Genomic DNA, 21,989 nt, shown 5'->3' on the forward strand with positions numbered 1-21,989 from the left:
TCCTACTAGTGAGCGAAAAGTATAAAGATTAAAATCCGTCTAAGCCTCTGCTAGGCACAATGGTTTCCCAGTGTTTACATGAAGGGCAATTCCAATAAATGGTGTAGCTAGTAAAGCCACAATGCTGACATTGAAAGTCAGGTTTAGTGGCAATGTAAGAAGTAACAAGTTTATCTATTTGATTAAGCACATCTTTTGTATTTTTATTTTCTGTACTCATTAACTGTAATAAAAAACTAAAGCCACGAATAGTGGGTTGACGTTTTAAATTATCAGTTAAAAATTCAAAGGCTTGTTCAGTGTGTCCTTGCTCAAGCAAGGCTTGGCAATGCTGTATTTTTATCATCACTCCACCCTTTTCTAGTAACTCAGTAATGAGTTCATGAAATTGGTGAGTTAATTTTAATTGCTTATAGCTGTGAGCTAACTTTTCAATAAACAATGGCGCAAAAAAAGTAAATTGGCAGATTAATTCTCGCCAATAGTAAATTGCTTTGACGTAATCTTCTTTGGTATAAGCTGACAGTCCAAGCTCATATAAAGGCCTAATTGTTTTAAAGTTTAAGCTAATGGCTTTGCGCATAAGTTGTGGGTTATTACTGGCAATGGCATGCTCACAGTAAAAATTAGCGATGGCTTTAAAGTGTTGTTCTTTTGAAAAAAGCTCAGTATGCGCTTCAAACATATTAATGCCTTTTTGCCATTCACGGGTTTGTGAATATAAAGAAATTATCGGATCGAGTGCATCTGCATGGCTATTTTTTACCAGCCATATTAAATGTTCTTCTGCGCTGTCTAATAAGCCAGCCATAATATAATCTTCGGCTAGTTCTAAACGGCTATTAGCGGCTTGTTTTTCGTTAAGACTTGGGTGTTTTAGCAGCAGTTCATGAATTTTTATTGCGCGGTCGAGCTCACCACGACGGCGAAACATGGTGGCTAAAGTAGAATAATGTTCAACAGAGTCAGCAGCTACTTCGAGCAAATTAATTAAGTGCTCAAGCCCCTGATCTTCTTCTCTATCCAGTAAAAACTTTAACCCTTTACTGTATTCAGAAGTAATTTGACGATTAAATTGATGAGCCTGATTTTTAGCACTGTTTTTTCCCATGATCCAACCATAACCGGCTGCAACGGGAAGCAGTAAAAACAACAGCTCAATCATAATTAGGTGTCTTTGTTGGCAATACGCTTTTTATTATCTTTTTCAGGCGTTAATTGCTTTTTTAAACGGTAATTTTGCCACTTTAATTGCGTGAACAATTTAAAACTCACAAAACAACCCACTACAACACCTAGCAAAAAGCAGATACTTATTATAACGGCTAAAGGTAATGTATTACTGGCTATTATGTAGTTAATTTGTGTTAATTGTGGATTTTGAGAACCCAATACAAACGCACCAATTAAAAAAAGTGCCGCCAGAATAATTTTTAATACCTTGAACAAGTAACTACTCCAATAAGTTTACTAAGCAATGCTCTCGTTTACACGGTCACGTAGTTCTTTGCCTGGTTTAAAATGAGGTACATGCTTACCATCTAACTCTACAGTTTCACCTGTTTTAGGGTTACGGCCTGTACGAGGCGCACGGTAATGCAAAGAGAAACTTCCAAAACCTCGGATCTCAATACGATCTGAAGAAGATAATGAGCCGGCCATTTGTTCAAGAATTTCTTTAACAGCGTTCTCAACATCTTTCACAGGAATATGTGCGTGTTGTTCAGCAAGTGTTTCTATCAGTTCTGACTTAGTCATAGCGTTTCCTTAAAAGAAATAGTGGAAGGGCATAAACTGCCCTTCCAATTAAAAGACTATAATTAATTAGTCTTTTTGTGCATTTGCGAAAGCAGCTGCCATTGCGTTTTCGAACACTGGCTCTTCTTTCTTAAGCTTCTCTAGTACTTCTTTCTCTTCTGCTTCGAAAAGAGCTTTAACAGATAAGCTTAAAGTGCGGTTCTTACGATCAACACCAACGTATTTAACTTCAATCTCGTCGCCTACAGAAACAACAGTAGTTGCATCTTCAACGCGCTCTTGAGCGATATCAGCTACACGGATGTAACCTTCAACGCCTTCGATAAGTTCAACAGTTGCGCCTTTCGCATCAACTTCAGTCACTTTACCTTTAACAATAGCACCTTTTTTGTTTGCATCAAGGTAGTTATTGAATGGGTCAGCTTCGATTTGCTTAACACCTAGAGAGATACGTTCACGCTCTGGGTCAACTTGCAATACGATAGCAGTGATTTCGTCGCCTTTCTTGAATTCACGTACAGCTTCTTCGCCAGGTGTATTCCAAGAAATGTCTGAAAGGTGTACAAGACCATCAATACCACCGTCAAGACCGATAAAGATACCGAAGTCAGTGATTGATTTGATCTTACCAGTAACTTGATCGCCTTTGTTTTGTAGACGAGCAAATTCCTGCCAAGGATTAGCAATACATTGCTTAAGACCAAGAGAAATACGACGACGTTCTTCGTCGATTTCAAGAACCATAACTTCAACAGTGTCACCAAGTGAAACAACTTTTGAAGGGTGGATGTTCTTGTTAGTCCAATCCATTTCAGAAACGTGTACTAGACCTTCAACGCCTTCTTCGATTTCTACGAAGCAACCGTAATCAGTAAGGTTAGTTACACGGCCAGAAAGTTTAGAACCTTCTGGGTAACGACCAGCGATAGCTGCCCATGGATCTTCACCAAGCTGTTTAAGGCCTAGAGATACACGAGTTTTATCTTTGTCGAATTTAAGAACTTTAACTGCGATTTCGTCGCCAACATTAACGATTTCTGAAGGGTGTTTAACACGCTTCCACGCCATATCAGTAATGTGTAGTAGACCATCAACACCACCAAGGTCAACGAATGCACCGTAGTCAGTAAGGTTCTTAACGATACCTTTAACTTCTTGACCTTCAACAAGGTTAGCAAGAAGCTCTTCACGTTCTTGTGAGTTTTCTGATTCGATAACTGCACGACGTGAAACAACAACGTTGTTACGTTTTTGATCAAGCTTGATTACTTTAAATTCAAGCTCTTTGCCTTCAAGGTGAGTTGTGTCACGTACTGGACGAACATCAACAAGTGAACCAGGTAGGAAAGCACGGATTGAATCAACTTCAACTGTGAAACCGCCTTTAACTTTACCGTTGATAACACCAGTAACAGTCTCTTGCTCTTCACATGCTTTCTCAAGACGGATCCACGCTTCGTGACGCTTCGCTTTCTCACGAGAAAGGATAGTTTCACCGAAACCGTCTTCGATTGCATCTAGTGCAACATCTACTTCGTCGCCAACAGCAACTTCTAGTTCACCAGCAGCATTTTTGAACTGCTCTGCAGGGATAGCACTTTCTGATTTAAGACCAGCATCTACAAGTACAATGTTGTTCTCGATTGAGATTACTGTACCTTTAACGATAGAGCCTTGCTCTGCTTCAAAACCCTTTAAGCTTTCTTCAAATAACTGCGCAAAATTTTCTGACATACGAATATACGTCTCATATATTAATACCAATAAGCAACCATGCTGCATGGGGTTGTTAAAATAGCACTGGCATCCTGCTGGTGCATAAAATGTATTTAGCTTCGTTTAGGAAGCTTACCTTCTGAGATGCTCGCATCTAATAAAGTTATAACTTTATCAAAGACTTGCTGCGCGTTGAGTTCGCTAGTATCAAGCTCAATCGCATCCTCTGCAGGTACAAGCGGCGCAACGGCACGATTCATATCGCGATCGTCACGTGCTTGAATGTCCTGTAATAGACCACTTAGTGTAACATCAAGCCCGCGCTCATTCAACTCAACAAAACGTCTGCGAGCACGTTCTTCTGCACTTGCGGTTAGAAATATCTTTAATGGCGCATCTGGAAATACCACAGTGCCCATATCGCGGCCATCGGCAATTAAACCGTTTTCTGTTCTAAACGCACGCTGGCGGCGAAGCAACGCTTCTCGAACACGCGGCAATGCGGCCACTTTCGACGCTGCAGCACCCACTTCTTCATTTCGAATAGTGGTTGTAACATCTTCGCCTTCTAAAATAATCTTTCCTGCATTAGTGTCACTGTCTATCAAAAACTGCACATCAAGATTTGCAGCTAGTGGGACAAGTGCTTCTTCGTTATCTAACGCAATTTGGTGATGAAGTGCTGCAAGTGATAGTACGCGATAAATTGCTCCGCTATCTAACACATCCCAGCCTAATTTTTCAGCCAATAGGCGACAAACAGTTCCTTTACCAGAACCACTTGGGCCATCTACGGTGATTACGGGCATTAATAACGCCGGCATTTAAAACCTCCTTCAATGCACACCAAAATAAACCGCCACATTATACGCCAATTAATAAAGATTATCCGCTTTTAGTATGTAACTTTTTATAAATACTTATAAATAGCCTATTTACTGACAGATGCTAACACTTTGAAAAATGTTGGGAATGTCTTATAAGTACAGGCCGGATCGTTAATCGTTATGGGCTTGCCCCCTACCGCTACCATTGCAAAGCACATGGCAATACGGTGATCGTCGTAGGTATCTACAGCCACATTATTAAATTGCTTTGGCGGTGTGATCTCAATAAAGTCATGCCCTTCAACCACTTCGGCCCCTACTTTTTTAAGCTCGGTGGCCATCGCATGTAAACGGTCAGTTTCTTTTACACGCCAATTATAAATATTACGAATAGCGGTTGACCCTTTTGCAAACAAAGCAACAGTCGCCAGGGTCATTGCAGCATCAGGTATCGCATTAGCATCTATATCGATACCGTTAAGCTCGCCTTTACGAACAACTAAACGCTCGTCATACCAATCAATTTTGGCACCAACCTGCTCCATCACTTTAGCAAAGCCAATATCACCTTGAACTGATTTAGCGCCGACGCCTTTAATTTCTATTTCGCCACCGGCAATTGCTGCCGCAGCAATAAAATAAGAAGCCGATGAAGCATCACCTTCAACCATTATGCGCTCAACCGCTTGGTATTGCTGAGCACCTTTAACGAAGAACGTGGTGTAATTATCATGCTCAACAGTTACACCAAAGCGCGCCATCACATCCAGCGTAATATCAATATAAGGCTTAGAGACTAAGGTGCCTTTAATTTTTATGTGTGTATCGCCTTTAAATAACGGCGCAGCCATGAGCAGCGCCGTTAAAAATTGACTTGAAATACTGCCGTCAATTTCGACTTCACCGCCGGCTATTTGCCCACCGATAATTTTAAGTGGCGGGTAATCTTTATTTTTTAAATAACTTACATTACCACCCAAGGCTTGTAATGCATCAACTAAATGCCCTATAGGGCGCTCTTCCATGCGCGGCTCACCAATTAACTCATACTCACCAGCAATCGCACTCAGTACTGCCGTTAATGGCCGATACGCTGTACCTGCATTACCTAAAAACAACGGCTCAGTTGGCGTATTAAACACGCCACTCACGCCCTCTACGGTTGCTACGGTGCGCTCAGTATTAAGCGTTACATTAACGCCTAAGTGCTTTAACGCACCCAACATATGGCGAATATCGTCGCTGTCGAGTAAATTTTCAACAACCGTGGTGCCGTTAGATAATGCTGCTAATAATAAAATTCGGTTTGATAAACTCTTTGAGCCCGGTAATGTCACACTGCCATTCACTTGTGAAATAGGGGCTAAGAAAAGTTGCTCCATTAACTATTCTCCTTGGCGAAATTAGCCATAAAGTCAACTAGGGCTTGTACGCCTTCCAATGGCATCGCGTTATAAATACTGGCGCGCATCCCGCCAACAATACGATGACCTTCAAGCGCTAACAAGCCCGCTTCTTTTGACTCTTTAACAAACTTATCATTTAAGCTTTCATCAACCAGCCAAAAAGGCACATTCATACGTGAACGGCAATGCTTCGCTACTTTATTGGTATAAAAATCTGAACCATCAATAAAATCATAAAGCAGCTGCGCTTTGGCAATATTATGTGCTTCCATGGCTTTTACACCCCCGGTTTGCTCAAGCCATGCAAATACTTCCGCCGCTAAATACCAAGCAAAGGTTGGTGGGGTGTTAAACATGCTGCCTTGTTTTGCCTCAAGGGCGTAATCTAAAATACCCGGCTTGGCGAGCCCTTCACGCTCAAGTAGCGTTTTGCGAACAATCACAATAGCAATGCCCGATGGACCGATATTTTTTTGTGCACCCGCGTAGATTAAATCAAATTTATTAACGTCAATTTCGCGCGATAAAATAGTCGATGACATATCGGCCACAATCGGCGCCGTTGGATGACTGGGTACGTCAAATATTTCAAGGCCGTCTACGGTTTCATTCGGGCAATAGTGAATGTAAGACGCATCAGCAGGTAAAACCCAATCGGCTACCTGCTTAATAGAAAACAGGCCGTTATCATCATTGCGCACATCAACAGCGTGTGTATTTGTAAACTTATCTGCTTCGCTGGTTGCACTTTTTGACCAAACGCCATTTTCACAATAAACTGCTTTTTTACCGTTAACATGAAGGTTTAAAGGTACGGCACTGAATTGACCTCGACCACCACCGTGCATAAATAGCACTTCAAACTCGTCACTTATATTCATTAAACGACGCAGGCTGGCTTCACATTTAGCGGTTAATGCTAAAAATTCATGACTACGATGACTTATTTCCATCACCGATACACCAAGACCTTGCCAGTTTAAAAACTCTTTTTGCGCTTTTTGCATGACTGCCGGTGGTAACATTGCAGGGCCTGCACAAAAATTATATATACTCATTACCTTTTCCTCATTCCAGTAATTTAACTTGAATTAAACTAATTTAATTTTTTTCAACTACATAAAAAAAGCGGCCAAGGCCGCTTTTTTCAATCTAATTATTCTGAAGGAGGATTGTCATCCGCCACTTCATCAATAACTGTATCTACTGTTTCAACGTCTTCGATATCAACCAAGTCACTTTCAGTCACTTCAATCTCTTCTATACGTTGTAAACCAACTACTTGCTCTTCGTCAATAGTTCTGATCAAAATAACACCTTGGGTGTTACGTCCAACCGTAGAAACTTCATTAACGCGAGTACGTACTAAGGTACCACGATTCGAAATAATCATTATTTCGTCGTTGTCATCAACCTGTACAGCACCAACAACAGCACCGTTACGCTCACTCACTTTGATTGATACAACACCTTGTGTTGCACGACTCTTAGATGGGTAATCTTCAAGTTGAGTACGCTTGCCGTAACCATTTTCTGTCACTGTTAATATTGCACCATCATTCTTTGGTACAATAAGTGATACAACACGCTGATCGTCTGGCATCTTAATACCACGAACACCCGTTGCAGTACGGCCCATAGGACGTACGCCTTTGAAACGGATTTCAGGCTTACCTTCTTCATCAAGAACAGGGTTACCATTTTCATCAACAACAGCTGTTTCTTCAGCCTCTTTAAAGCGAACAACTTTACCCGCATCAGTGAACAACATAATTTCGTTGCTGCCATCGGTAATATCAACACCGATTAAACTATCACCTTCGTTTAAGTTAACCGCAATAATTCCGCTTGCACGTTGACGACTGTATGCCGTTAATGGCGTTTTCTTAACAGTACCAAATGCTGTCGCCATAAAGATGTACTTATCATCTTCATAATCGCGTACTGGCAGGATTGCAGTAATACGTTCATCTGCTTCAAGTGGTAATAAGTTAACAATTGGCTTACCGCGCGCTGCACGACTGGCAAGTGGCAACTGGTATACTTTAAGCCAATATAAACGACCCGCTGTAGAGAAACAAAGAATAGTATCGTGCGTATTGGCAACCAATAAACGTTCAATGAAATCTTCATCTTTCATCTTAGTTGCTGATTTACCTTTACCACCACGACGCTGCGCTTCGTAATCAGTTAATGCTTGATACTTAACGTACCCTTCATGTGAAAGCGTAACAACTACGTTTTCTTCGTTGATTAAATCTTCAAGGCTTATATCGTGTGCTGCAGCATTTATTTCAGTGCGGCGCTCATCACCATATTGCTCTTTAATTTCAACGAGCTCATCACGAATAACTTCCATTAAACGCTCTGGATTTGCCAAAATGAATAATAACTCGGCAATCAACTCAAGTAATGATTGATATTCGGTAAGAATTTTTTCGTGTTCAAGACCAGTAAGTTTGTGTAAACGTAAGTCTAATATTGCTTGAGCTTGTTGCTCAGAAATATAGTACTGACCATCACGAATACCAAGCTCGCTTGCTAACCAATCTGGGCGTGCCACGTTGTCTTCGCCTGCTTTATCAAGCATGGCTTTAACATTACCTAATTCCCATGGACGCGCTGTTAATGCAACTTTTGCTTCAGCAGGTGTTGGCGACTTACGAATAAGTTCGATAATTGGGTCAATGTTAGCCAGTGCAATCGCTAAACCTTCTAGCGTGTGCGCACGGTCGCGGGCTTTGCGTAAATCAAATACCGTACGACGGGTAACAACTTCACGACGGTGAATAATAAATTCTTCAAGCATTTCTTTTAAGTTGAAACACTTAGGTTGGTTATTAATTAACGCAACCATATTCATACCAAACACAGTTTGTAACTGAGTTTGTGAATAAAGGTTGTTTAAAATAACTTCACCTACGTCACCACGTTTGATCTCGATAACGATACGCATACCGTCTTTATCTGATTCATCACGTAATGCGCTGATCCCTTCAATTTTTTTATCTTTAACTAGCTCGGCGATTTTTTCAATCAAACGTGCTTTGTTAACTTGGTAAGGGATTTCATGAACAATAATGGTTTCGCGACCCGTCTTTTCATCGGTTTCGATGTCAGCACGCGCACGCATGTACACTTTACCACGACCGGTTTGATAAGCTTGTTCAATGCCTTTTTTACCGTTAATAATCGCCGCAGTTGGGAAATCAGGCCCAGGAATGTAATCCATTAACTCAGTAATGGTCAATTCAGGGTTTTGAATAAGCGCTAAACAGCCATTCACGACTTCTGTTAAGTTATGTGGCGGAATATTTGTTGCCATACCAACCGCAATACCCGATGAACCATTGACTAACAGGTTAGGTATTTTAGTGGGTAACACATCAGGAATTTGCTCTGTGCCATCGTAGTTAGGCACAAAATCAACCGTTTCTTTTTCAAGATCGGCTAATAATTCGTGCGACATTTTTGCCATACGTACTTCTGTATAACGCATTGCCGCTGCTGAATCACCATCAACCGAACCAAAGTTACCCTGACCATCTACTAGCATGTAACGCAGTGAGAATGGCTGAGCCATACGTACGATGGTGTCATAAACTGCACTGTCGCCGTGTGGGTGGTATTTACCGATTACGTCACCGACCACACGGGCCGATTTTTTGTAAGGCTTGTTCCAGTCATTACTAAGCTCGTTCATTGCAAACAAAACGCGGCGGTGAACAGGTTTTAAACCGTCACGTACGTCTGGTAATGCACGTCCTACAATTACACTCATGGCGTAATCTAAGTAGGAGTTTTTTAACTCGTCTTCAATATTGACTGGCAGAATTTCATTGGCGAGATCAGTCATTTGATATCACATTCCTTCAGTATCAGCTCTTAACAACCCAGTATTAGGTATTAAGAGTGTTTGTTATTATTTCTAAGTAACCATGCTATCACAATTAATTTTAATTTACAGGCGCAAAACTTTGCGATTTATCAATTTAGGCCTATATAATGGCCTCAGATTGACGAGGAAGTATTTTATGACCGAACATCAAAATGTAGATAACGCAGAAATAGCAAAGTTTGAAGCCATCGCAGAACGTTGGTGGGATTTAGAAGGCGAATTTAAGCCGCTTCACGAAATTAATCCATTACGATTAGATTTCATCGCAGACAAAACCAAAGGATTATTTGATAAAGAAACCCTCGATGTAGGATGTGGTGGTGGCATTTTAAGTCACAGCATGGCGCGAATGGGCGCAAACGTAACAGGCATCGATATGGGGCAAGAGCCTTTAACTGTCGCCAAGTTACACAGCTTAGAAACAAGTGTCCCCGTTGAGTATATAAAAGTACCTGCAGAGCAGTTTGCAGATGAGCACCCTGAGCGCTTTGATGTGATCACTTGTATGGAAATGTTAGAGCACGTCCCCGACCCTGCATCTATTATTCATGCGGTGGCTAAATTGGCAAAACCGGGGGCTGATGTTTTTTTCTCTACTCTTAATAAAACCCCAAAAGCTTACTTATACGCTATTGTCGGGGCAGAAAAACTGTTAAAAATGGTCCCCGAAGGTACGCACGACCATAAAAAATTTATTAAACCTGCACAATTAATTGCATGGGCAGAGCAAGCTGGCTTAAAAGTACGTGCCAGTGCTGGTTTAAGTTACAACCCGCTTTCTAAGCAATACACAATGAATGATGATGTAAGCGTAAATTATATGCTGCATTTTGAGAAGTTAGCGTAATGGCAAGCTCTCAAACCCCCATTGCCCCAATGGAATATCAAGCATTGCTGTTTGACTTAGATGGCACTTTACTCGATACCGCCGATGATTTAGGAGCAGCACTAAACACCGTGCTGCGTAATCATCAGCATCCTGAGGTGAGTCGTGATATATATCGACCCGCAGCTTCAAATGGTGCTGCCGCTTTATTGGCTGCTGGTTTTAAAGAAAGCTGGGCGCAACAACCGCAAGAGCAACTTTTACAAGCGCTAGTTACGCAATACGCTGCCAATATTGCCACCCATACCCGATGTTTTGTAGGAATAGAGCAATTACTAATCGCACTTGATAACAAAGCAATACCCTGGGGAATTATGACTAATAAGCCCGGATTTTTAACTGATCCTTTAGTCAAGGCGATTCCTGCATTAAAAAATGCACGTATTGTGGTGAGCGGCGATACTTTAGCGCAATCCAAACCCTCACCCCTTCCTTTACTGTATTGCGCTGAGCAAATGAGTGTAGATCCTTCGCGTTGCTTATATATAGGTGATGCGCAGCGTGACATTCAAGCAGGTAAAGCAGCCAATATGCACACCGCAACCGCACTATGGGGATATGTACCGAGTGTTGACAAGGCATTGGCTTGGAATGCGGATTTTAATTGGCACAGTCCCATAGATGCATTTAACCACATATAGTGTCATGTTAATTAATAAACACTACATATTGTGATTGTGTTAGTTTTTACGCAAAGCTTGATGATAAAAAAGCAGACAAAATTTATTTTTAAAAAGCGTAAATTTAATCTTTCCTTAGTTGGTTTTTACAAATTTCAACTTAACCGAATGATCAAAGGTTAATGCCTACTAACACAATTGCGTTATCCCAACGTTATCCACAATGAGAGCGGTTTCTGTGCCTTGCAAAAGAATTCTTACCACATTAAGCTTTCTATTAACACTTTGATGGAATAGATATTTCAACTAGGTGGAGGGACTAGCATCATACTCAAGACTTGAATATGATGCTAGTAAAGACACTTGCTAAAATATTAGGAAAGCGTCCAAGTTTGGAAAGTTGAGCGTATCTTATTCTGATAATATCGGCAAGTGATAGGATAAAATATAGGATGACTAAAATTGAAGGTCAATATTTCTATAGAGATTTCAGACAATGTAATAATGATTGTTTCTAAAGTTATTATAACGTTGAGTGGTTTATTTATAATCTAAATTTACATGGGCTAGTTAATAGCCCATTTTTAGATTTTACATCTCAGTGCCAGTTTGTTCGGGATAAGGGTCTTATCTTAATCATATCAGTTTGACTAAACAGCTAGTGCCAACAATCAAACTAAACCACATATAGTGTCATGTTAATTAATAAACACTACATATTGTGATTGTGTTAGTTTTTACGCAAAGCTTGATGATAAAAAAAGCAGACAAAATTTATTTTTAAAAAGCGTAAATTTAATCTTTCCTTAGTTGAACCGCCAGATGATCAAAGGTTAATGCCTACTAACACAATTGCGTTATCCCAACGTTATCCACAATGAGAGCGGTTTCTGTCCCTTGCAAAAGATCCCAGACCACACTATCTTGTGATCTCTAATTTGAACAACACCAGATATTGTGGCTAAATGTTATTCAATTAAATTCACCAAACCGGTGAAAATAACAATAAACGAATAGGCACTGCGCTTTTTTAGGTGCACGCATTGGTCAAAAATATTTAATTCCCAAGGAATACAGGCAAAGCTATGAACCAACAGTTATCTGTAAGCAAACGTGACGGTCGTAAAGAGCCACTCGATCTTGATAAGATCCATCGCGTTATTGAATGGGCCGCCGAAGGTTTAAATAACGTTTCGGTTTCACAAGTTGAACTTAAATCGCATATTCAATTTTATGACGGTATTCGTACTAAAGACATCCACGAAACGATTATTAAAGCCGCTGCGGATCAGATCTCAAAAGAATCACCTGATTATCAGTATCTTGCTGCTCGTTTAGCTGTATTCCATTTACGTAAAAAAGCCTATGGCCAGTTTGAGCCACCGCGTCTTTTTGACCACGTTACTAACATGGTTGAACAAAAACGCTACGATGCACATTTACTTGTTGATTACACAGAGCAAGAATTAGATGAGCTAGATGCGTACTTAGATCATTCTCGCGATCTTAACTTTAGCTACGCAGCAGTAAAACAGCTTGAAGGTAAATACCTAGTTCAAAACCGTGTAACGGGTGAAATTTACGAAAGCGCGCAGTTTTTATATATCTTAGTGGCTGCAAGCTTATTCTCTGATTACCCTCGTGATACACGTATTGATTACATCAAACGTTTTTATGATGCGGTTTCATTATTTAAAATTTCTTTACCTACGCCAATTATGTCGGGTGTACGTACGCCAACGCGTCAGTTTAGCTCATGTGTACTTATTGAGTGTGGCGATAGCTTAGACTCAATTAACGCTACATCATCAGCAATTGTTAAATACGTTTCTCAACGTGCTGGTATTGGTATTAATGCAGGTCGTATTCGTGCACTAGGTAGCCCTATTCGTAACGGTGAAGCGTATCACACTGGCTGTATTCCGTTTTATAAGCACTTTCAAACAGCGGTTAAAAGCTGTTCGCAAGGCGGTGTACGTGGTGGCGCAGCAACCCTTTTCTACCCGCTTTGGCATTTAGAAGTTGAAAACTTATTAGTACTTAAAAACAACCGTGGTGTTGATGATAACCGCGTACGTCACTTAGATTACGGCGTACAGTTTAATAAACTCATGTACTCACGTTTAATTAAAGACGATTACATTACGTTATTCAGCCCCTCTGACGTGCCTGGCCTTTACGATGCATTTTTTGAAGACCAAGACGAGTTTGACACGCTATATGTAAAATATGAGCAAGACGAGTCAATTCGTAAAAAACGAATTAAAGCAATTGAGCTGTTCTCTATGTTTGCTCAAGAACGTGCTAGCACGGGTCGTATTTACTTACAAAACGTTGACCACTGTAATACACACAGTCCGTTTATCTCAAAAGTGGCTCCAATCCGTCAATCTAACTTATGTTTAGAAATTGCCTTACCGACTAAGCCTCTTAGCAACGTGAATGATGAAGAAGGTGAAATTGCACTTTGTACATTATCTGCGTTTAACTTAGGTGCCATTGAGTCTTTAGATGAACTAGAAGAGTTAGCTGAGCTTGCAGTACGCGCACTTGATAACCTACTTGATTTCCAAGACTACCCAGTACCTGCAGCTAAAAATGCAACTATGGGACGTCGTACGCTAGGCATAGGCGTTATTAACTACGCATACTACCTAGCTAAAAACGGTAAGCGTTATTCAGATGGCAGCGCAAATGCGCTTACGCACAGAACATTTGAAGCAATTCAGTACTACCTAATGAAAGCGTCTAATGAGCTGGCAAAAGAACGTGGTGCCTGTCCTAAATTTAACGAAACAACGTACTCACAAGGTATTATGCCAACGGATACGTACAAGCGTGATTTAGATAAAATTTGTGATGAACCACTTCATCTTGATTGGGACGCGTTACGTGCCAGCATTAAAGAGCACGGTATGCGTAACTCAACACTGAGCGCATTAATGCCCTCAGAAACATCATCGCAAATATCTAATGCAACCAACGGCATTGAGCCACCGCGTGGCCATATTAGTGTTAAAGCAAGTAAAGACGGTATTTTAAAGCAAGTTGTCCCTGAGTACGAACGCCTTAAAGATAGCTATGAGTTACTGTGGGATATCCCATCAAACGATGGTTACTTACAATTAGTAGGAATAATGCAGAAATTTATCGACCAAACGATTTCAGCAAATACTAATTATGATCCAAATAAATACGAAGGCGGTAGAGTACCTATGAAAGTCTTATTAAAAGACTTACTTGGTGCCTACAAGCTAGGTGTTAAAACGCTGTACTACCATAACACCCGTGATGGCGCATCAGATGCACAAGAAGACGCTCCAGAAGTGGAAGATGACGATTGTGCAGGCGGCGCGTGTAAAATTTAATAGTTAAACTTAAAGCGGGCGCCTTGCCCGCTTTGTCCTGATAGTTTTAGTGATAGTTTTTTGAGTGATAAACATGTCTTATACTACTTTTAGCAGAAATCATAATAACCAAATGCAAGAGCCAATGTTTTTTGGTCAAACCGTTAACGTGTCACGTTACGATCAACAAAAATACCCTATTTTTGAAAAGCTGATTGAAAAACAATTGTCTTTCTTTTGGCGTCCTGAAGAAGTTGACGTAAGTAAAGACCGTTTAGACTTTCAAGCGCTTCCTGATCACGAAAAGCATATCTTTTTAAGTAACTTAAAATACCAAACTTTGCTTGATAGTGTTCAAGGCCGTTCGCCTAACGTTGCACTATTGCCAATTGTGTCAATTCCTGAGCTTGAAACATGGATTGAAACATGGGCGTTTAGTGAAACCATTCACAGCCGTTCATACACACATATTATTCGTAATGTAACTCAAGCCCCTGAACTCATTTTTGACGACATTGTTAGCAATGACAAAATTAGTGAACGTGCCGATGCCGTAACCACTTATTACGACGATTTAATTAACTCGGTGTCGCTTTACAACCTGTACGGTGAAGGCAAACATGACATTAATGGTGAAACCGTGGTGGTTAATTTATTTGAGCTGAAAAAGAAATTGTATCTGGCGATGATGTCAGTGAACATTCTTGAAGCTATTCGCTTTTATGTCAGCTTTGCGTGTTCATTTGCGTTTGCCGAGCGTGAGCTAATGGAAGGCAATGCTAAAATTATTAAGCTTATTGCCCGTGATGAAGCGCTTCACCTTTCAGGCACTCAGCATATTTTAAATATTATGCAAGATGGCAAAGACGACCCTGAAATGGCAATCGTGGCTGCACAGTGCCGTGAAGAAGCAATCAAGATGTTTGTTGACGCTGCAGAGCAAGAAAAAGAATGGGCCGAGTACCTGTTTAAAGATGGTTCTATGATTGGCTTAAATAAACATATTTTATGTCAGTATGTTGAATACATTACCAATGCACGCATGACTGCTATTGGTTTACCAGCACAGTTTGATAATAACAGTAACCCTATTCCATGGATCAACTCATGGCTTGTTTCTGATAACGTGCAAGTTGCTCCACAAGAAGCGGAAATTAGCTCATACCTTGTAGGTCAAATTGATTCACAGGTTGATGCTGCTGAATTCGGTGACTTTGATTTATAATGACTGATAGAACCACTGCAAGTGTCACGCTTGCAGATAACAGCCAGTGTTTAGATTTTACCGCTGGCTGCCCTTCTCTTTTACACTGCTTAGAATCGAATAAAATTGATGTTGCTTACCAGTGCCGTGAGGGATATTGTGGTGCGTGTCGTGCTACGCTTGTCTCTGGTGAAGTCAATTACAATGAAGAACCGTTAGCCTTTGTGCGTGATGGTGAAATACTATTGTGTTGCTGCAAGCCCAATGGTGATATCAGTATTAATTTAAAGTAACTAGCAAACCACACAGTATAATGCCTAACAGCTCGCTTTATTCACTTACCTGTTTCTGCAATTATTACTCAAGTAATCGCGATTATAGCCGTGTTATTTACTCTGAATAAGCAGCAGGTACAAATCGGTAATGACCCGTAATTGTATAAGCAAAAAGCATATCGCTCATTTCAGGTCCGCGACCAATATTGTGCACAATAAGCGGGTGACCACTGTCCTGCGCTATTTGATTAACAACCATACCTATGTGCGGTAAATTGCCTGGCAGCATCCAAGTGACTATGTCACCGGTTTTATAATCTGCTGCATTAAGCGATTTAGTTAACACTTGAGCATGGCGCTCAAAGTAAACCTGTAAGTTAGGTACACGTCGATGATCAATGTTTTTATCTGGCTTGGTTAATCCCCAAATACGCTTAGAAGGATATGCGCGAAAATTGGCCTGCATGTCTTCATGTACTAACTTTTGTAAATCAATACCAAGCTGTCGATACGACCTAATTATAACATCGGTACATACACCAATATTATCGGGCACATCGCCACCAGGGTATTCAAGCCTATGATAGGCGCCATCGTAAGTTACTTGTTGCGTTGTTCTGTGGATCAATGCATTGACGATATCGTCATCAAAAGAGCTCGCCTGCACATTAAAGGCAGATAAAACTAGTACATAGAGCATAAAGCGCGACATATAAATTCCTTTTATAATATTTATTAACTAAAGCTGTTGAGTAATATAGTCAGGAATATTAAATTTATTTCCATTGCTGGTAAAGTGCGCATCAAGTGCATAGGCCATTTTTTCAAGCGGAGCATCATTGTAACCACAGGTTTGGATTTCATTGATGTAGCGCATAATAAAAGCGTGAGCACCGAGCTCGCGCCATTGAACTACATGAGCTAGCTCATGAAAATGCACTCTTAAATTACGCGCAACATGAGGTAATATGTAATAAGTGTTTTTATAGGTGATCCCTGCTACATCCATGTCAATAAAATCGCTTAAACCAATTTCACGTAAACCAGTAAAGTCAGGCTTGGGAATGTGTTCAACAACCACATAAAATGCAGTTTTCAAAAATTCATGCGGGTAAAAGCCAGCAAATTCGCTAACAAATATATCACAGCATATTCTTTGATGAACATACTCGCTATTCGTTTTATCAATCCATTGTTCTATTTGCGCTAGCATTTTTTCTCCAAAAAATTTGCTTAGAGACTTAATTTAAGCATAAACATTTAATGACGCAGAATTTGCTTTTATCAATAAAAAAGCGCCAATGGTATTATTACTGACGCTTATTATTAATAATGGCTATAAAGTTGCCTAGCCTTCTTCTTCAACCAATGATTCTAATAACTCATGGATCTCTGATTTTAATTCTTTGTCTTCAATTTTATTCGCACTGATTTTAGCATCTTGCAGATTTTTAATTGCCGCTTCTTTATCACCCAGCTCAAGCTGTAAAGTAGCCATAGAAAAGGCAACAGACGACATATGATCTTTGTTATTAATTTCTATCGACTTCTGTAACGCTTTTTCGTAAGTCTCGATAGCTTCTTCTAGCTCTTCGGTGAAATCAGCCAATGTTTCCCACTGAACAGGGTGATCTTTCGCTGTATTTTCGTTTTCAATACAAATAGCTTTTAGCTCAGCATATAAAGATTCAAACTGTTTAGTATCATTTTTATTAGCCGCTGCCATCAGCTTTTCCGCCAAATCGTGAACCGCTTTGTATACTTTAGTATTCATAATTACTCGCTACCTTATTAACGCGCCTTTTTTGACTTATTAAAGGCATCGTATTCGAAATATATTCCCTAATAGTACATTATTATTAAGCGCTGCGTTGTTACAAAAGTATTATAAGCGATAAAAACAGAGGTTTAATTTAAAAACCTGGATATTACAGTGCTACACTTAATGCTTAATTTAAGTCGCAATAGTAAATACCTACCCTATGCAAAATTGCAATCAATGCGGTAAATGCTGCACTAAATATGGTGCGGCAGATTTAGATACAAATCAGGATGAAATTGAAATGTGGGCGTTATTCAACCCAGAAATATTTCAATATGTTAAAAACGATCAGTTATGGTTTGATCCCAAAACAGGCGAGCAATTAACGCAATGCCCATTTTTAGTACTTAGCAGTAAAAAATATCCACAAGAAAAAGATAAATATACATGCAGTATTTACCATGACCGTCCTCAAGATTGCCGACACTACCCAAGCTTAATTTCAGAAATGATAAACGATGACTGTGAAATGCTTGAACCAATCGATAAACAAAATCCTTTCAAAGCACAAAAAAAATTAGACATACTAATGATAGACAGCCGCTCTTAAGCGAATAAATATAACAAATGCACTGATCTGTAATAATGAGCTGGTAATGTAAATTTAACGCGATTATTTTGCCATTCAACGCAAAATTAAAAGTTATAGTATAACATTGTTGATGATGCCATTTTGTAGTGTTATATTATATCACAACATAACAACCACGATTCGAAGTAATTATGACAAAGTTAACACTCATATCCTCAGCGCTACTGTCTGTTTTGTGTTCTCACTCTGCCCTAGCAGCAACGATTAACGGCACAGTAACAGATTCAAAAAAACAACCTATTGCTAATGCAACTATCCATGTTCATGGAAAGTCACAAAGCGTGAAAAGCAATGAACAAGGTCAGTTTACCATCGACATAGATGCTAAAAGCCAATTACATATTAGTAAAGATAACTACATCGATTCACGTATATCGCTTGAGAATGTAGACGATACCATTACTGTTACATTAAAGCCGTCTTCGGTTGAAACTGTGGTTGTGTATGCCTCGGCACTGCATAAAAATAGCTTAGAAATGATTTCACCTGTAAGCGTACTATCAGGGGATGAACTAAAAAATAAAGCGAAACCGACCCTAGGTGAAACACTTAAAGGAATACCAGGAGTAAACGCTAGCTACTTCGGTCCTGTGTCTTCAAGTCCGATTATTCGTGGCCTAGGTGGTCCTCGTGTTAAAATTACTCAAAACGGTTTAGATAGCAGTGATGCATCACGTATCGGTCCAGATCACGCAACATCAAGTGATAGCTTAGCCGCTGAACAAATTGAAGTACTACGAGGCCCAAGCACCCTACTATATGGCTCTGGTGCTATTGGCGGTGTAGTAAATGTGGTTGATAACCGTATTCCAACCAATAATATTGACGCACTCTCGGGAGCGGCACAATACACACACGATACCGTTTCAAATGCGAACACCTATGCGGCAAAATTAGAAACAGGCAGCAATAACTTTAATTTTCATTTTGATGGCACCAAACGCAGTGGTGATGACTATCAAACGCCTCGCTTTAACCTACCAGATGAACATGAAGAAGGTGAAGTACACATTGAGGGCGATGAAGAAACAGCCACTTCAGTTGAAAATACTTTTATCGACAGTGAAACAGTGAACTTTGGTACCAGCTATGTCGGTGAGCATTTAACCGTTGGCTTTTCATACGGCAATATTGAAACAGACTATGGCATTCCAGGGCATTCACATGATCACGGTCATGCCCATGAAGAAGAAGGCGATCATGAAGATCATGCGGATGAAGAACATATAGAAACTCCCGTTTATGCTCATTTAGAGCAAGATCGTTGGCAAGGACTGGTAAATTATGCATTTCATGATAACTGGATTGAATCGATTAATCTTCGTCTTGGCTACACCGACTACACTCACAGTGAAATTGAAGATGGCGCGATTGGCACCACGTTTAGTAACGAAACCACTGAAGCACGTTTAAATGTAGAGCATCAGTTAGGCCAATGGCATGGCATGATTGGCTATCACTATAGTGAATCTGATTACGATGCAATTGGCGAAGAAGCGTTTACGCCTGCAAGTGTCACTACCACTCATGCGTTATATTTACTTGAAGAACGCACATTTGGCGATGTCACCGTAGAGCTTGGCGCCCGCCTAGAAGATTATGATATCAAAAGTGATGTAGATACACATCAGCACAGCCATGATGAACAACCTGTATCGGCAGATGAGACCATTAACTACACCCAAAGCTTTACTAATGTAAGTGCCTCAGCAGGTGCGATTTGGGAGTATATGCCAAGTCACAATCTAGCCGTTAGCTTGTCACATTCAGAGCGTGCGCCACTTTCAGCTGAGTTACTCTCTAATGGTGTGCATGTTGCCACAGGTACTTATGAGCTTGGTTTGGGCTATCATATTGAAGGGGCAGAAGCGCATTTTGAACCTGAAGAAATTAAACAAGAGACCTCAACCAATCTTGATATTAGTTTACGTCGTTTTAGCGGTGACTTTGGCTACACCGTCAACTTTTTCTATAACGATATTAAAAACTTTTATTATCAACAAAACACCGGATTAGTGTTTGATGAGATGGATGGCTTTGAGTCTGCTGCCAATGGACACAGCGATGCAATTGATGTTTATCAATTTACCAGTAAAGATGCGCAGCTTTATGGTTTTGAATTTGATGCACATTATCAAATAAACCCCAGCGCCATGGTAAAAGTATTTGGTGACTCTACTCGCGCCAAACTAAAAGATAATGAAGGTAATTTACCACGTATCCCTGCCAATAAATTGGGCTCAGAACTACAATATACCCTAGGTAATGCGCAATTTACCTTAACAGGAACCCATTACTTTGAGCAAAATGATATTAGTGCTTACGAAACGGCAACGGATGGCTATACATTAATTGATTTACAAGCCAATTATCAACTTGATTTAGGCGCAGTTGACACGCAGCTATACCTAAGTGTTGATAACATTACTGATGAACTTGGTTTTGTACATAGTTCATTTATTAAAGATACGGCACCTCTTCCTGGACGTAACTTCCAATTTGGCGTTAGAGGCTACTTTTAAAACGCGCTCATTTTTAATCAGACAATAAAAAACCGCATTCGTAATAATGAATGCGGTTTTTTTATAACTAAATTCTAATTAAAGAATTGCGTGTAACTCAACATCAAATACAAGTGTTGAGTAAGGTGCGATTGCAGCACCGGCACCACGTTCACCATAAGCAAGCTCATGAGGAACGTATAAACGCCATTTAGTACCTACTGGCATCATTTGTAATGCTTCAGTCCAACCTTTGATCACGCCACCTACTGGGAATTCAGCAGGTTGACCGCGCTCGTATGAGCTATCAAAAACAGTACCGTTTACTAAAGTACCGTGGTAATCAACACGTACTGTAGACTCTGCAGTTGGCTTTTCGCCTTCACCTGTTGAAAGTACTTCGTACTGAAGACCTGACTCAGTAACTGTAATTTCAGGACGTTTTGCGTTTTCTTCTAAAAATGCAATACCTTCAGCAGCCAATACTTTAGCTTCTTCTTCACGACGAGCTTGGATCTCTTCGTTGATTTTCTCAAATGCAGCTTGGATCTCAGGGATCTCTACTTGAAAAGCACTGCCTGCATACGCATCTTTCATGCCTTCAAATACTGAATTTAAGTTTAAACCTTCAAAAGGGTTAGCCTTAAGTTGCTCACCCATTTGTAAGCCAATACCGTAACTTGCTTTTTCAGCATCTGTAGTAAAATTATCTGACATAATGTGTTATTCACGTTTTGTTAGTTAAAAGACCCGTATATGCTATCACAAAATAAAAGCCGTTTGGGGCTAGTTTTTATTGAGTTTTTCTTTAATTAAACCAATAGCAAAGGTACATAAAGGTAAACTGAGCAAAATTCCAACAAGTAAGCTCATCGGCAACAATTCGACCACGCCGATCAACAAAAGAGGCACAGCCACCAAACCGATAATGCCAATGTAAAACGCGCCCCACACTGGCCAAAAATGATCGTATTTTGTGATTAAATGCCCGGATAAAAGATGAAACCCGATGCCATATAAGAAAGTCATCATCAGCGCATTATCTGGGTATGCATCAATGGCCATTTTTTGTAATAACGATATGGCACTTTGGTAACAATAACCAAACACAGTCCATAGCAGGATGTGCTTGAGTAA

Annotated in this window: 20 protein-coding genes; 7 read left to right on the forward strand and 13 right to left on the reverse strand. The window is 40.1% G+C overall.

Features of this window, described 5'->3' with window-relative positions; genetic code table 11:
* Positions 1-28 precede the first annotated feature (28 nt).
* From lapB to gyrA, 8 genes are all read right to left on the reverse strand, one after another.
* On the reverse strand, positions 29-1,165 hold the full coding sequence (lapB, locus tag N523_RS0112930) for a lipopolysaccharide assembly protein LapB (RefSeq protein WP_028835278.1): 1,137 nt from the start codon (positions 1,163-1,165) through the stop codon (positions 29-31).
* Positions 1,166-1,167: 2 nt separating this feature from the next.
* A complete protein-coding gene (locus N523_RS0112935; protein WP_008114742.1) occupies positions 1,168-1,449 on the reverse strand; it encodes a lipopolysaccharide assembly protein LapA domain-containing protein in 282 nt (93 codons plus the stop codon).
* Between the two features lie 21 nt (positions 1,450-1,470).
* Positions 1,471-1,758: an integration host factor subunit beta gene (ihfB, locus tag N523_RS0112940; RefSeq protein WP_024600987.1), complete on the reverse strand. Its 288-nt coding sequence runs from the start codon at positions 1,756-1,758 to the stop codon at positions 1,471-1,473.
* 66 nt (positions 1,759-1,824) lie between these two features.
* Entirely contained in the window at positions 1,825-3,492 is a 1,668-nt protein-coding gene (gene rpsA / locus N523_RS0112945) for a 30S ribosomal protein S1 (RefSeq protein WP_002961176.1), read from the reverse strand.
* A 95-nt stretch (positions 3,493-3,587) separates the two neighbouring features.
* Positions 3,588-4,298 carry a (d)CMP kinase gene (gene cmk, locus N523_RS0112950; RefSeq protein ID WP_016899929.1) on the reverse strand — a complete coding sequence of 237 codons (711 nt, stop codon included), beginning with the start codon at positions 4,296-4,298 and terminating at the stop codon, positions 3,588-3,590.
* Between the two features lie 107 nt (positions 4,299-4,405).
* Positions 4,406-5,683, reverse strand: a complete 1,278-nt coding sequence (gene aroA / locus N523_RS0112955; protein WP_028835279.1) for a 3-phosphoshikimate 1-carboxyvinyltransferase — start codon at positions 5,681-5,683, stop codon at positions 4,406-4,408.
* Entirely contained in the window at positions 5,683-6,765 is a 1,083-nt protein-coding gene (gene serC / locus N523_RS0112960; RefSeq protein ID WP_016899927.1) for a 3-phosphoserine/phosphohydroxythreonine transaminase, read from the reverse strand. The genes aroA and serC overlap by 1 nt, the downstream gene beginning before the upstream one ends.
* A 98-nt stretch (positions 6,766-6,863) precedes the next feature.
* Positions 6,864-9,563, reverse strand: coding sequence for a DNA topoisomerase (ATP-hydrolyzing) subunit A (gyrA, locus tag N523_RS0112965; protein WP_008465686.1), 2,700 nt, complete (start codon positions 9,561-9,563; stop codon positions 6,864-6,866).
* Between the two features lie 178 nt (positions 9,564-9,741).
* Between gyrA and ubiG the strand changes: the two genes are divergently transcribed.
* The 5 genes from ubiG (at position 9,742) to yfaE (ending at position 15,955) form a co-directional block, all read left to right on the forward strand.
* On the forward strand, positions 9,742-10,452 hold the full coding sequence (ubiG, locus tag N523_RS0112970) for a bifunctional 2-polyprenyl-6-hydroxyphenol methylase/3-demethylubiquinol 3-O-methyltransferase UbiG (protein WP_028835280.1): 711 nt from the start codon (positions 9,742-9,744) through the stop codon (positions 10,450-10,452).
* Complete coding sequence (locus N523_RS0112975; RefSeq protein WP_028835281.1) at positions 10,452-11,132, forward strand: HAD family hydrolase; 681 nt, start codon at positions 10,452-10,454, stop codon at positions 11,130-11,132. Before ubiG ends, N523_RS0112975 begins: the two co-directional genes overlap by 1 nt.
* 1,064 nt (positions 11,133-12,196) lie before the next feature.
* On the forward strand, positions 12,197-14,479 hold the full coding sequence (gene nrdA / locus N523_RS0112980) for a class 1a ribonucleoside-diphosphate reductase subunit alpha (protein WP_028835282.1): 2,283 nt from the start codon (positions 12,197-12,199) through the stop codon (positions 14,477-14,479).
* 73 nt (positions 14,480-14,552) lie between these two features.
* Positions 14,553-15,683: a class Ia ribonucleoside-diphosphate reductase subunit beta gene (gene nrdB, locus N523_RS0112985; protein WP_013464873.1), complete on the forward strand. Its 1,131-nt coding sequence runs from the start codon at positions 14,553-14,555 to the stop codon at positions 15,681-15,683.
* Positions 15,683-15,955 (forward strand): class I ribonucleotide reductase maintenance protein YfaE, encoded by a 273-nt coding sequence (yfaE, locus tag N523_RS0112990; RefSeq protein ID WP_008112475.1) that lies wholly within the window; start codon positions 15,683-15,685, stop codon positions 15,953-15,955. Before nrdB ends, yfaE begins: the two co-directional genes overlap by 1 nt.
* A 97-nt stretch (positions 15,956-16,052) precedes the next feature.
* Here yfaE and N523_RS0112995 read toward each other — a convergent pair whose 3' ends face one another.
* From N523_RS0112995 to N523_RS0113005, 3 genes are all read right to left on the reverse strand, one after another.
* A complete protein-coding gene (locus N523_RS0112995; RefSeq protein ID WP_028835283.1) occupies positions 16,053-16,649 on the reverse strand; it encodes a DUF1287 domain-containing protein in 597 nt (198 codons plus the stop codon).
* A gap of 27 nt (positions 16,650-16,676) precedes the next feature.
* Positions 16,677-17,150, reverse strand: coding sequence for a hypothetical protein (locus N523_RS0113000; RefSeq protein WP_028835284.1), 474 nt, complete (start codon positions 17,148-17,150; stop codon positions 16,677-16,679).
* Positions 17,151-17,285: 135 nt separating this feature from the next.
* Positions 17,286-17,711 (reverse strand): tetratricopeptide repeat protein, encoded by a 426-nt coding sequence (locus N523_RS0113005; RefSeq protein WP_008112472.1) that lies wholly within the window; start codon positions 17,709-17,711, stop codon positions 17,286-17,288.
* A gap of 208 nt (positions 17,712-17,919) precedes the next feature.
* On the opposite strand from N523_RS0113005, the gene N523_RS0113010 reads away from it, so the two are divergent.
* Positions 17,920-18,309, forward strand: a complete 390-nt coding sequence (locus N523_RS0113010) for a YkgJ family cysteine cluster protein (RefSeq protein ID WP_008465669.1) — start codon at positions 17,920-17,922, stop codon at positions 18,307-18,309.
* Positions 18,310-18,482: 173 nt separating this feature from the next.
* Positions 18,483-20,873, forward strand: a complete 2,391-nt coding sequence (locus N523_RS0113015) for a TonB-dependent receptor (RefSeq protein ID WP_028835285.1) — start codon at positions 18,483-18,485, stop codon at positions 20,871-20,873.
* 78 nt (positions 20,874-20,951) lie between these two features.
* On the opposite strand, the gene N523_RS0113020 is transcribed toward N523_RS0113015, so the two are convergent.
* Together N523_RS0113020 and N523_RS0113025 are read right to left on the reverse strand one after the other, a co-directional pair.
* Entirely contained in the window at positions 20,952-21,569 is a 618-nt protein-coding gene (locus tag N523_RS0113020; RefSeq protein WP_028835286.1) for an FKBP-type peptidyl-prolyl cis-trans isomerase, read from the reverse strand.
* A 69-nt stretch (positions 21,570-21,638) separates the two neighbouring features.
* Entirely contained in the window at positions 21,639-21,962 is a 324-nt protein-coding gene (locus N523_RS0113025; RefSeq protein ID WP_036950527.1) for a hypothetical protein, read from the reverse strand.
* Between the last annotated feature and the right edge of the window lie 27 nt (positions 21,963-21,989).

Origin of the sequence: Pseudoalteromonas sp. 23_GOM-1509m (genome assembly GCF_000518425.1) — a bacterium.
GTDB classification, from domain to species: domain Bacteria; phylum Pseudomonadota; class Gammaproteobacteria; order Enterobacterales; family Alteromonadaceae; genus Pseudoalteromonas; species Pseudoalteromonas tetraodonis.